Source organism: Macellibacteroides sp. (assembly GCF_050251695.1).
GTDB lineage: Bacteria > Bacteroidota > Bacteroidia > Bacteroidales > Tannerellaceae > Macellibacteroides > Macellibacteroides fermentans.
Genome location: NZ_JBFWMI010000007.1, coordinates 24,458 through 36,453 on the forward strand (window position 1 = coordinate 24,458; position 11,996 = coordinate 36,453).

Below are 11,996 nucleotides of genomic sequence, written 5' to 3' on the forward strand. Positions count from 1 at the left end.
GATGCCAAACCACTGAAAAGAAAAGGCTTAATCTGCGGATATACAATCTGCGTGAACCGGTTGGTACGGTTCATATGGAACACCATACCCATCACCGACAGCGGAGCAAGCAAGTGCAGCAATCCCTTGGTAAGATTCTCGCTCAGCAACGGAAACATGGTAAGGAAGGCAATCATAAAAGGAATCTGCTCCGGCTGCAGAAACAGCAAGGCAAGCAAAATAAAAGAGATAACAGGAACCGACCGCATCAGGGTGAGCAACGGTTTGAATAACCCGTATAATTGTTCATGCCGGGCAAACAACAACGCAAACAACAGGGCAAGTACCCCCGAAACCAGTAATCCTGCAACACCTCTGCCCAATGTAGCCAGTACAGACAGGTAAAACTCCGGAGTTACCCACAGCTTACCCAAGGCAACAAACAACTCCGGCAACCCCGGCACCAAAGCAGGATTGTTGGCCGTTATCGCCAGCACCTCCCATGCCAGACATAAAATGCCGATGGAAAGCAAGGTACGTATGCTCTTCTTCAGTGTTCGCATAAAAAGAATGTATCATCGGGCAGCTTGCCGCCCAAAGCCTTCGGTTCGTAAGCCAATATAATTGTAAGCAGATTCTGTACCGCCTCTTTGGCCCGGCAGGCAGGCACATAGTCGATGCGGCAACGGTGAATACTGCTTTCGGTAAGCATACCCTTGGCGAAAATACCCTTCTCCTCAAGGATACGTATCGCCTGATCGGGTTGTTCTACGGCAAAGCGGCACGAAGCACGAAGCAACGAATCAAGCGTCGGCTGCATTTGCATACCCCTTTCGCTAAGCACGATAGCTGTTTGTGCAAATCCCTGTGCATCCGGATCCGGACGGTTCAGGTCGGCCACAAGCCGTACAGTGCTGTCCTTCTTTAATGCCATGCTCACAAACGGCTCGCTGAGCACCGCCGTCTGGACCGTTCCGGACAGTAACCCCGTAAAAAGGTCCCTTGCAGAGCCGAAGGTATAATTGAGTTCCGGTTTCCATTCCGGGTGATTGTTCAGGTAATAGCGTGTCAGAATATCGGGAGAGGTCCCACTCCCGAAGAGGTGAAGCACTCCGGAGGTGGAATCTCTGCCCACCACATACAATGTACCCCACAGCGGACAACCAAGTAATGGATAGTTCACCCCTTTGTTGTACAGATTTACTGCGCTTAACATGGGCAGCACAGCCAGCTCCGCTTCTCCTTTGATAAGATGTGCCTGAATCAGCTCGGGCGAGTCGACCACCTCGATCTGCAGCAACTTGCCGTTAACCGTTACCGATGTATCCATCAGTTGGGCGAAAGCAATGGCCGATGGACCCCTTAATAGTTTAACGCGTACTATATTATCCTCTTTTCGTGCAGGATTACAGGCGCACAGAAGGCAAAGTAAAAGACATACCGGAATCTTCATAACTGCAGAAGTTTACTGCAAATGTATAAATAATTGTTGTATGCTCAGAATTATCTCCTAAATTTGCCCACCTAACAGATGGCAAAGATGACCGATTTATTTAATGAAACGCGGTATGCCGACGAGGTATACGATAAGCTTCTCTTTACCGACAGCCGCCTGATTGGAAGGGAGTTTCAGGATTGTACCTTTCTGGCGTGCGACTTCAGCAACTCCAGTCTGCTGGACTGCAATTTTATTGATTGCCGCTTTGAGGCGTGCAACCTAAGCAACATTAAGCTGGGTAACACCGCACTGAAGGGAGTGTGCTTCGAAAACAGTAAATTGCTGGGAACCGACTTTACCGACTGCTCCGACTTTCTCTTTGCCGTCCGTTTCGGGCAGTGTGTACTTGATTATGCCTTCTTTATACGTAAAAACCTCAAGAAAACGGTGTTCGACCAATGCTCCGTTCGCGAAGCCAACTTTAGCGAATCAAACCTTGCCGAGGCCAGCTTCCTGCAATGCGACCTGCACCAGACCGTTTTCGAACGGACCGATCTGCGAGGGGCCGACTTCCGTACGGCGTTCAATTATTCCATCAATCCCACGGTAAACAACCTCCGTAAAGCCCGTTTCAGCTATCCTTCCGTATTGGGACTGTTGGACAGCTTTGGTGTAAAAGTAAGCTAACGGAGAGCTTGAGTTACTTCTCCGTCTGTTTCTTCCAATATTCATTAACAGACTGCTTCACCTCTTTATGAAGCAACAAAATACCCAGTAAATTGGGTAATGTCATCAAGGCGATGGTTACTCCGGAGAATATCCAGATAAGAGTGGTGTCTGTAAACGAGGCCAAAAAGAAACCCAGCACATAAATAACGTGGTATACAGGCACGTACCGGCTTCCCCACAAAAAAGTGACTGCCCTGTCGCCATAATAAGACCAGGCAATGGCTGTGGAAAAGGCAAACATAAGCAATGAAAAAGGAATGATAAACTGTCCCCATTCTCCAAAGAACCCCCGCTTAAAGGCTTCAGTAGAAAGCGGGGCAGAGTGCAGAAGCGACTTTCCGTACACCGTGATAGGGTAGCTTTTCAGGACCGGAAGTTCAATCTTGCCTTTCTTTACAGTAAGTTCGCCGGTAAAAAGTGCCTTACCCTGCATAAAACGAACCCCTTCGGCAAACGAACGTGCATGTATCAGAGTGGCAGGTGTGGTAAGCTTTCCCTCCTTTACTACAATCTTACCATCGTACAAAGGCAACAGCTTTTCGCCTTTGATGTGTTGCCCTACAGCTAATTTCTGGGCAGGATCAGCCTCGTTGTAGGTACCGGCAAGCAACACCATGTCGGCCTGCTGAAACTTATTCTCGTACTTCTCCATCCACGTGCCGGAAGTAAGCAATACCATTCCTGTTAGCATACAAATAATAATGGTGTCGATAAAAGGTTCTAGTAAAGCAACCATTCCTTCGGAAACCGGCTCTTTGGTCTTCGCCGCTGCGTGTGCGATAGCAGCCGATCCCTGTCCCGCTTCATTGGAGAAAAGTCCCCGGTTTACACCCCGGTTAAAGGCAAGCGCCACTCCGGCACCTAAAAAACCACCGGCAGCCGCAGAGCCGTTCAACACGTTATCGAACAACATCACCAGCGATGGAATAATATTTTCGTAATTGTAAATGACCACGCTAAGTGCTCCCAGAAAATAAAAGACAGCCATAAAGGGTACCAGCTTCTCCGTAACTTTGGCAATGCGGGTGATACCTCCAATGATAATCAGTCCCAGCAACACAGAAAGCAAAGCCCCTGTAACGTACAGCGGAATATCAAAAGCGGCAAACATGGCATTGGAAATACTGTTAATCTGAGGCAGACATCCTGTACCGAAAGACGAGCAAATGGTGGCCAGTGCAAAAATGGCCGCTAACCAGCGCATGTGCAAACGGTTTTTCATGTAGTACATAGGTCCCCCGGAAATGTATCCCTTCTCGGTCGTTTCGCGATACTTATGCGAAAGCGTAACCTCCACCATCTTGGTAGTCATCCCCAGAAAGGCCGAAACAAACATCCAGAACAAAGCAGCCGGTCCGCCCAAATGAACAGCCAGTGCCACCCCGGCGATATTGCCGGTACCCACCGTGCCAGACAAGGCCGTGGCCAACGATTGAAAATGTGACGTATCCCCTTTGTCCAGGTGATGGTCGTATTTGCCCGACACCACTTTGATGGCATGACCAAAAAACCGCACCTGCGGAAACTTAAGATACAACGTAAAGAAAAAACCGGTTCCCAGCAACAACAAAACAAACCATTGCGAACCCCCGATATAAGAATCTATAAGAGATAGAAAGCTGCCTATTTCTTGCATAAGTCAATCGTTTTTGTTTAAAAACTTTCGCAATATACAAAAAAATGTGGAAATTGTGTTAATTAGTAAAAAGTTCCGCAATTAGTCTGCATACAAGCCTCTTCCTCCGTTTCGAATTCAACGGTGGCATGGTCAATTCCATGCGAAGCGCAGACCGATTTAATCTGTGTTTTGATCGTATATTGCTCATCCAGTGTAGTTTCCGGAGCAATAACGGCATGCAGAGACATAATATTCTCCTCGCCGTCCAACGTCCACAGATGCACATCATGAATAGACAACACCCGGTCGGTACTCCTTATTTCCTCTTCCAGTCGCTCTATGTCCACGTCGGAAGGAACCTTTTGAAGCAAAATACGGAAGGTAGCCTTCAGGTTTCGGTACACATTGGTAAGAATCCAGATACTTATTCCGATAGAAAGCAGCGGATCCAGAATAGGCCATTCCACAAAATGCATCACGACACTTACGATAAGCACGGCAACCCAGCCCAGCACATCCTCCATCATGTGGAGTGAAACCGCCCGTTCGTTAAGCGACGATCCCCTCTTTAACCGAATCACAGCCGCACCGTTTACAATAATTCCCAGAATGGCCAGCACAAACATACCGGCAGCATCGGGCATCTGAGGTTCAATAATACGACCAATACACTCTTTGATCACTACTACGGAACCAGCCAGCAGAACAACCGATATAAAAATAGCCCCAATCAGCGAGAACCTTTTGTAGCCGTAAGAGTAAAACCTGTCGCTGCGCCGTGCAGACACCTTCTGCAGATACCAGGCAACCCCCAGCGAAATGGAATCGCCAAAGTCGTGCAACGCATCAGACAGAATAGAAACACTGTTGGTGTAAATACCCCCAATAAGTTCGATAATCGCAAAAATGAAATTCAAGAAAAAGGCAACCCGTATATTTCCGGTCGAAGTATCGTGTGTATGATGATGATCGTGTCCCATGATCGTTATATTCTTTAGTCTATAAAACACCCTTCCCCAACATTTTGTTACGATGGGAGAGGGATAAATAAGTAAATGATCTCCCCTGAGGAGGCGATTATAAATACTTTTCCTTTATTCAGAATCGGGTAGGATGTATTTATCTTTTATTAATCTGATAACATCCCCTTTGGTTATGGAATAATATTTACCCAGGTATTTAACCATAAATTCCATCTCTTCATCTTTTCTGAACAGATCAGCCACATCCAACTCCAATGCTGTTGCTATGCGTTCGAGTGTTTCCAGCGTGGGTGATATTTTCCTGTTAAGTATATTGCTGAGATTTGCCTGGGATATGCCTGTCATATCCGAAAATGCAGCCAAGGTAATATTCCGTTCTTTTAAAATTTCCCTTAAATAGATTGCCATTGTTTCCTCATTTTGTCTCTTAAGAATGTAAAAGTAATGATTATCGTTGCTATAACCATGCTAAATGTTATAATAATGAACTTTAAATATCTTTTTTTATATAATAACTTGTAATAATATATTATATATGCTATATTTGAGCTTTGTAATATATTCAATAAAATATATTGCTGACTTTTCTGAATCAAGTTTTGAATAAACAACCTGTATTAGTAAAGATATGGAAAATTTAAATGATGCTATACCCCAAATATCTTCTTATTACATTGTTATTGCTAATGAAGATAAGACTCTTTTTTTAAGTGAAACACCTTCCTATGGTTGGACAAATGATCTGTCTGGTGCTGTCCGTTTTCTTTTGGAAGACGAAGCGTGGAAATATATACACAAACCCGAAGTTGACCATATCACACGTAGTGAATCTACCTGTTTAGTTTGGTCGGATACTTTGCGAAGTATACACAAAAACAGGGAGAAACTAAGAAAATACGAATCTCAGAATAGGATATGTCTGGGAATGCCAGAGCCTATTACAGGTCACAAATGTTCGCCCGGTTTTAGAGGTATCTGTATCTCAACAAAAGATAAGCAACGCTTTGCTACAACGTTTCCGGTTGTATGCTGAACTGAAAATATATACCATGCAGCCATTTTCGCCTCTGCACAGGAAGCTTGTGATTTTGAAACGAGACATGATGCTGTTCTTATTACCGAAGGTACAGAAACCAGATACATCTGGACCGATACAACCGAATCCATTTTTGATGACTTTAATTCTTTAAACAAATACGAAGCAGAACAGGCGGGTTTGTGATCTTTTATACTAATTATTGAAGTTCGTAGAGTTTTTATTACTAAATTAGCCAAAAGATTTTATGAGCGACGTTCATACCAAAGCTACCCGCAGCTACAATATGTCCAGGATTAAAGGGAAGAATACCAGACCCGAAATTTTGGTGCGTAAATACCTTTACAGTAAAGGATTTCGCTACCGTGTCAATGTAAAATCATTGTCTGGCACTCCTGATATTGTATTACGTAAACTTAAAACCATTATATTTATTAATGGTTGCTTTTGGCATGGACATACCGGCTGCCCCTATTTTAAGATGCCTGAAACCCGCACAGAATGGTGGAGCAATAAAATTAATAAGACCAAAGCCCGCGACGATGCCGGGTACGCACAGCTCAGGCAAATGGGCTGGAGAGTACTTGTTGTCTGGGAGTGTCAGCTAAAGCCCAAGCATCGTAAAGAAACGTTGTATGCATTGGAGAACACTTTGTTCAAAATAGTTCTTGAACAAGCTGCCGCAAATAAGTAATTCTATCTTTGTTTTTCGCAGACAAATGCATTGAACGTCTCCAATGACATTATTCTTTCTCTGAATGATGTGTCAAAAGAATTGATATATGCCTTTGGTACAACTAATTTTATATTATTGCTGTACATTTCGGTAAGCTGATTTTTTGAGATCCCTTGCTGTAAGGTAAATAAATGTTTGACAGGTATCCTGTCTGCTTCGTTTATTACTTGCCGCCATCGGTCCTTGCATGTTGTCTTGGCCCCGAGACAGATTAATTTGTCTGCAGGGAATTCAAAGTTATGGTATGAAGTTCCGTCAGGAAATATAAAGTCAGGTTTTTTATTTTCCTCTGTTACCACCTGAGTTTCAAAACGAAGTTCGGCTACCCTGAAAATCTTTTCCAGATGATGCTCGAGTGATTTGCCGGCCCTGCTCTTTCTTCTGTTTAAAATTGAATTGGAATAGACAATAAGTTCTTCAACGGAAGTGAAAGGGGATTTGATTCTTTCGCTGTAAAGCTTTATTTCAAAAGCCTTAAAAAGTTCATATTCTGCGTCAAGCCATTTTAAAAGCTGGCTATCCGGAGATTCGATGATTGTTTCATTTTTTATTTTGTAAGCTTCCAAAAAGCAATCCCGCGCGTTCATTGCCATTTCGGATGTAGAAAGAAAATCAGAAGCGCCATTCACAACAGAATCCAGCAGAGCTTTTAATTTGTCTTCCGGATTGTATTTTATATCCTTATCAATTAATTTGTTTGTGCTCTCAGAAGTAATATTGAATGCAGCAAAGAAATCGTCGATATCTTCGTCCGAACTAAGAACATATCCTTCATACTGATCTTCATTCATATGACACAGAACCAGCAGATCACCAACATTGTTTTCTTCAAAAAATGGAAATCCTTTCCCAAAACGTGTCAGACGATATTCATTTCTTGTTCCGGTGCCATAATAAATAAAACGACTCTCAGTAGTAAAATCGTTATGCCATTTAATTCTGACAAAACGCTCTTTATTGCTTCCTTTTATCCCAGGACTGTCAAACATGAGGCTTATTGTGCTTTTGGGCATATAAAAACCTTCCTGATGCGCACCTGTTGCTCCGGCATCATTTGCAGAAATAAACTTACAGAAAGCAGTCTTAGATTGGTTAACGGCGGCAATTGCCTGCTCTAAAGAATTTGTCATGGTTTTTTATTTAACAAAGATTCAACTAATTTTTCTGATACTGATGTAATTAAAGGAACAATAACGGAGTTTCCACATTGTCTGTAGGCTTGTAAATCGGAAACGGCATTTATTATGTAAGCTTCGTCATATCCCATTAGTCTTGCACATTCTCTTGGAGTAAGTCTTCTTGGGTTTATACCTTCTCCTTGTGGAATCAGAATTTCCGACCCGTCCTTATAGTAGCGGGCACTCAGAGTTCTTGAAATTCCATTCAGATCAGCCAGTCCAAAACCAAATCCATTGCCTTTCTCTTTATGTTTGTCTGCATAGTTTCTGAGATAAGACCATAATTTGTCTGACAGAGTGTATTTTTCGTCTACCTCCGGATCAAGTATCTCGGCTACACATCGCGAAGGCTCTGGTAATTCAGGAAAGCTAAAATTTTCATTTCCTTTAAAGTAGTCATTATTAAAGCCAATGATCATGATACGCTCTCTGTGTTGCGGAACAAAGGCTTTACCATCCATTACCTTGTAATATATGGAATAATTCAGCTCCTTTAAAGTTTCAGAAATAACTTTGAAAGTCTTTCCTTTATCGTGCGACAGCAGATTCTTTACATTTTCAAGAAAGAATGCCTTTGGTCTTTTCTTATTAATAATATCAGCTACATCAAAAAATAAAGTCCCCTGTGTTTTATCAAGAAAACCATGCTCGCGTCCCAGACTGTTTTTCTTGGATATTCCAGCTATAGAAAATGGCTGACAAGGAAATCCGGCACACAAAACATCAAAATTATCAGGAATATACTTTTTTGTTTCCTCCAGTGTTATATCTCCGAAAGGCATTTCTCCGAAATTGGCTAAATAGGTTTTCTGCGCATATTTATTCCATTCAGAAGAAAAAACACATTTTCCCCCTTGCTTTTGCATGGCAAGCCGGAATCCGCCCATTCCGGCAAACAGATCTATAAAGGTAAATTCAGGAGATTTTGGTGCCGGAAACGGAATGTCAAATATGTCTTGAAACAATCCATATTGTAAAGCATCTTCTGCAGCAAAGGACGATAAATCGGCTTCCGGAAATTTATATTCAACAATCTCACGAATAGATGAAATTGCATCATCTTTAAAACTCTTTTCTGCAGGAGTTTCTTTATTTTGGAAATAATGGGTTATAACAGCTAGCTGATCCTCCAGCGATGTTGTACCATAAAAACGAACTTTCATTTTCTTCCCTGCAATATCACCAATAAAAACTTTCTCTGGAAACTTTTCTAAACTTATCTTCATATGTGTAATTATACAATCAACCTTCATTTCGGGTAATTGCAGCAAATATAACACTTTCGGAACTGCCTTGGGGCATAAATATGAAAAACTTGTTGCTTTACCAAGCTAAATAAAACAATCCCCCGGGGTACGTCCTGTTTTTTGACAGAGGGCTTGATCCGGGGGATTGTTGTTGTTTAGACCAGTAGCCTGTAGAGTAGGCTGGATCCGGCTGCCAGGATAAGGCTCCAGCCCATCAGGGTGGAGGCGGCGGATTGCTTTGAGACAGGGTGATCAGCATTCCCAGTGCTCCCAGCGCAATTTCCTTTTCGCCCATCAGCATGGCCAGCACAATCAGGAGGCGGAGGTATTGGTGGGTTGCCTGATTGCTGCTTTTTGCTCCGAAAAAAGCAACTTGCCAATACCAAAAGAAAATCCAAAATCATTTTTACTTGTTTCATCTTACTTTCTTGTTTTTAATGTTGTTATACTCTGTTTTATTTTGCTCCATATTGTAATGAAGTGTTTTTGAAATAATTAGTTGGAAATTGCTACTCTGCCTCCCGAAGGGTGAGTATCTTCTGTATGGAGGCAGCAATCTGGATGATCAGCTTCTTGTATTGCATCCGGTTGTCGCCGTTTACCTCGCTAATGTAGCGGCTGTAGGCTATCTCCTGGGCATAGGCAGATACGTAATGGCTAACCCCCGCGGCATTGGGATAACCCGTTTGAATAAGTCGGCCGAAATCCATAAAACTATCCTCCCGGTTGTTATATCTCCTGAAGCTGAGCCCCCCTTCGTTCAGCCGTATTTTATCCCCGGTCCAATAAGGATTGTTGTTGCTGCTTCCGTAGGCGCAAATACCAAAAAGGTTGTTCCCAAGCTTTGTGAGGTTACTGGAGGCCCATCCGCTTTCTATGGCGCACTGGGCCAGTATCACCACCGGATTAATACCAAATTTTTCGCCCGCGGCTTTGGCCATGGGGTAATATTCCTTTACAAAAATCTCTTTTAACATCGTCCTGTCCTGTTTAATTTACTAGCGGGATTAAAATTAAAATTGTACCCCCGGAACGTGCATCCGGGAGTACAAATAAAGATTAATAAACGTGCTCTTTGTCGCAATCTTCGGTTACGGTTACGGTTGTGGTCTGCAGCTTCTCATACTTCACGTTGTTTGTAAGCTCGCGCAGCAATACACCCGGGCGGAACACGATACGAGCACGTTTGAACAGGGACGTATTAAAGGTCTCTGCCGTGCTGCTGCCCTTACTGCCGGCAATTAACTGAAAGCTTCCGAAGCCATCAAGTTTCAAAACATCACCTTCAGATAGCCTGTCAATCATTACATGGATCAGTCCGTCTATCACCAGCATCACATCACCGCGTGAGGCGGTACTGTGGCTTGCCACGGCTTCGCAAAGCTTGTTAAAACTGATTTTGTTGGCTGCCCGGGTCTGTCCGTAAAACAAACGTGCATCGGCAGGAGCGTTGGCAGACATGTCTTTTCTCTTTACAATACTATACTTTAAACTCATAAAATTAAATGTTATAAATGTTAAATAAATGAATGTTTTGTTACGTAACAATACAAAGATACTACAGGGTGTAAGGGCGCTGATAGTCAATATTCATGAGTGTTCGTGTATGTGCAAATAAGTGCAGATATTACCCTTATTGTATTTGTAAATGAATATTATTGAAACATAAAAAGTACTTTATAGTTTGCATATATGGAAGTAAAAGATTATCTTTGTTTTTTTAGTGAACATAATGATACCTTAAAGCTCTAAGCTAATGGAAAAACAACCAATCAAAAGTTACGGCTGGTCACAGCTCGCACAGTTATATTCTCCGGAACTTACACCTGCAGGTGCTTCCCGCCAACTTCGCAGTTGGGTGGCAAAGCATCCCACGTTACTCTCCCTTTTACACCAGGACGGATGGCAAAAAGGCGGACGAAGGTTAACGCCAAGGCAGGTTTCCATCCTTTTTGATTGCCTGGGTTGCCCATAAACCTAATCTAAGGTATACAATCAGATACATCTTTTTTGAGATAAACGCGGCTCGTTTACCGTGATGCCATTACTCGTTTACCGTGAATGCACGGTTCGTTTATAGTGTAGCGACGGCTCGTTTATTATTTACTCCTTACCGGCTGGTTGGGGGAAGGGTATTTCATGTTAAAAAAATACAATAACAGGCTGAATGGATAGGCTGTTTAATTAAACTATAATGAGAAAATTTAAAAGATTCGTAGCCATGCGCGAGAAGTTGAAACAACTTTGCGGAAGTAAAAAATTTGTGTTCAGTGTATACCTCGACAACGTTCGGGGAAGAGCGGACGAGTACGCACTTGTTGCAGAATTGCTGGAATACATTAGTTGTTCGTCCGATTTCGCCCAGGGAGGCAATGCCCGGTTCAAAGAAGAGTTTTGGCAACATTACGGTGCGTTTGTAAACGAACGCATGGAAGGAAGCTACCTCCGGATTCGGTATTTTGAGGCACAACACGAGAAACAGCGTAAGGAAGATGCCGCAGTTTGCCGCCGGTTTAAGCCCAATGTAATGGTGGTGCGCCGCGACCACGAGTATTTTATAGGCAGGCAGCGGTCGCGCACTACCAACGTATCGGTACTGGCTGTTTTGTTCGGACTGATGCAGTCGGGATGGATGAACCGCATTTCGAAAGTGGATTTCTGCAAATCGGCTGCCCTTTTTCTGGGGTTTAATGTAAAATCGTCCACCTTGATAGACCTCATGCCGGAACTTACCAAAGATAAGGTAGTAGAGGTGTTAAAGGGTATGATAGAGGAGATTAAGTCGTTTCCGAACGTAAACAACATGACTTAATATTTGTTAACCCGCGTGATACATGCCCGATGCGGTGCGGAGTGTGGCTATTTTCTAGCCTCCCTTGCAGCTGTATCGGGCATGTATTAGTTTTGTCCCCGTTGCAACAATAAAAGCCGGAGCCGGAGGGCACGGTAAGACGGAACGATATCTTCCGGATATTTGATTGAAAAAGATTTAAATTTCCTTCTATATTAATAAGGAGTGATGGACATGGAATTGCTAACCTGCCCAAACCCC

At 43.1% G+C, this 11,996-nt stretch carries 15 protein-coding genes; 5 read left to right on the top strand and 10 right to left on the bottom strand.

Features of this window, described 5'->3' with window-relative positions; genetic code table 11:
- Both AB7E53_RS02190 and AB7E53_RS02195 read right to left on the bottom strand, forming a co-directional pair.
- A partial coding sequence (locus tag AB7E53_RS02190) for an ABC transporter permease (RefSeq protein WP_446773903.1) occupies window positions 1-542 on the bottom strand: 542 nt, incomplete at its 3' end.
- Complete coding sequence (locus tag AB7E53_RS02195) at window positions 530-1,432, bottom strand: hypothetical protein (RefSeq protein WP_068178214.1); 903 nt, start codon at window positions 1,430-1,432, stop codon at window positions 530-532. The genes AB7E53_RS02195 and AB7E53_RS02190, both read right to left, overlap by 13 nt.
- Before the next feature lie 78 nt (window positions 1,433-1,510).
- Here AB7E53_RS02195 and AB7E53_RS02200 point away from each other — a divergent pair, with 78 nt between their 5' ends.
- Window positions 1,511-2,104, top strand: coding sequence for a pentapeptide repeat-containing protein (locus AB7E53_RS02200; RefSeq protein WP_446773905.1), 594 nt, complete (start codon window positions 1,511-1,513; stop codon window positions 2,102-2,104).
- 13 nt (window positions 2,105-2,117) lie between these two features.
- Here the strand turns inward: AB7E53_RS02200 and AB7E53_RS02205 are convergent, their stop codons facing one another.
- From AB7E53_RS02205 to AB7E53_RS02215, 3 genes are all read right to left on the bottom strand, one after another.
- Window positions 2,118-3,782 (bottom strand): alanine/glycine:cation symporter family protein, encoded by a 1,665-nt coding sequence (locus AB7E53_RS02205; protein WP_446771495.1) that lies wholly within the window; start codon window positions 3,780-3,782, stop codon window positions 2,118-2,120.
- Between the two features lie 62 nt (window positions 3,783-3,844).
- Complete coding sequence (locus tag AB7E53_RS02210) at window positions 3,845-4,744, bottom strand: cation diffusion facilitator family transporter (RefSeq protein WP_446773907.1); 900 nt, start codon at window positions 4,742-4,744, stop codon at window positions 3,845-3,847.
- A gap of 114 nt (window positions 4,745-4,858) precedes the next feature.
- The gene (locus AB7E53_RS02215; protein ID WP_446773909.1) at window positions 4,859-5,155 is read right to left on the bottom strand and encodes a helix-turn-helix domain-containing protein; all 297 of its coding nucleotides are present in this window, start codon (window positions 5,153-5,155) and stop codon (window positions 4,859-4,861) included.
- Window positions 5,156-5,375: 220 nt separating this feature from the next.
- Between AB7E53_RS02215 and AB7E53_RS02220 the strand changes: the two genes are divergently transcribed.
- Both AB7E53_RS02220 and AB7E53_RS02225 read left to right on the top strand, forming a co-directional pair.
- Window positions 5,376-5,780: a hypothetical protein gene (locus AB7E53_RS02220; RefSeq protein WP_446773911.1), complete on the top strand. Its 405-nt coding sequence runs from the start codon at window positions 5,376-5,378 to the stop codon at window positions 5,778-5,780.
- 250 nt (window positions 5,781-6,030) lie between these two features.
- Window positions 6,031-6,477, top strand: a complete 447-nt coding sequence (locus tag AB7E53_RS02225) for a very short patch repair endonuclease (protein ID WP_446773913.1) — start codon at window positions 6,031-6,033, stop codon at window positions 6,475-6,477.
- 2 nt (window positions 6,478-6,479) lie between these two features.
- On the opposite strand, the gene AB7E53_RS02230 is transcribed toward AB7E53_RS02225, so the two are convergent.
- The 5 genes from AB7E53_RS02230 to AB7E53_RS02250 form a co-directional block, all read right to left on the bottom strand.
- Window positions 6,480-7,649 carry a type II restriction endonuclease gene (locus tag AB7E53_RS02230; protein ID WP_446773915.1) on the bottom strand — a complete coding sequence of 390 codons (1,170 nt, stop codon included), beginning with the start codon at window positions 7,647-7,649 and terminating at the stop codon, window positions 6,480-6,482.
- Window positions 7,646-8,923 carry a DNA (cytosine-5-)-methyltransferase gene (dcm, locus tag AB7E53_RS02235; protein ID WP_446773917.1) on the bottom strand — a complete coding sequence of 426 codons (1,278 nt, stop codon included), beginning with the start codon at window positions 8,921-8,923 and terminating at the stop codon, window positions 7,646-7,648. Before dcm ends, AB7E53_RS02230 begins: the two co-directional genes overlap by 4 nt.
- 176 nt (window positions 8,924-9,099) lie before the next feature.
- Complete coding sequence (locus AB7E53_RS02240) at window positions 9,100-9,363, bottom strand: hypothetical protein (protein WP_446773919.1); 264 nt, start codon at window positions 9,361-9,363, stop codon at window positions 9,100-9,102.
- A 90-nt stretch (window positions 9,364-9,453) separates the two neighbouring features.
- Window positions 9,454-9,921, bottom strand: coding sequence for a glucosaminidase domain-containing protein (locus AB7E53_RS02245; protein ID WP_446773921.1), 468 nt, complete (start codon window positions 9,919-9,921; stop codon window positions 9,454-9,456).
- An 82-nt stretch (window positions 9,922-10,003) separates the two neighbouring features.
- Window positions 10,004-10,441: an HU family DNA-binding protein gene (locus AB7E53_RS02250; protein ID WP_446773923.1), complete on the bottom strand. Its 438-nt coding sequence runs from the start codon at window positions 10,439-10,441 to the stop codon at window positions 10,004-10,006.
- 259 nt (window positions 10,442-10,700) lie between these two features.
- On the opposite strand from AB7E53_RS02250, the gene AB7E53_RS02255 reads away from it, so the two are divergent.
- Together AB7E53_RS02255 and AB7E53_RS02260 are read left to right on the top strand one after the other, a co-directional pair.
- Window positions 10,701-10,919 carry a DUF4248 domain-containing protein gene (locus tag AB7E53_RS02255; protein WP_420814886.1) on the top strand — a complete coding sequence of 73 codons (219 nt, stop codon included), beginning with the start codon at window positions 10,701-10,703 and terminating at the stop codon, window positions 10,917-10,919.
- 219 nt (window positions 10,920-11,138) lie between these two features.
- Window positions 11,139-11,756, top strand: coding sequence for a hypothetical protein (locus tag AB7E53_RS02260; RefSeq protein ID WP_446773925.1), 618 nt, complete (start codon window positions 11,139-11,141; stop codon window positions 11,754-11,756).
- Window positions 11,757-11,996 lie beyond the last annotated feature (240 nt).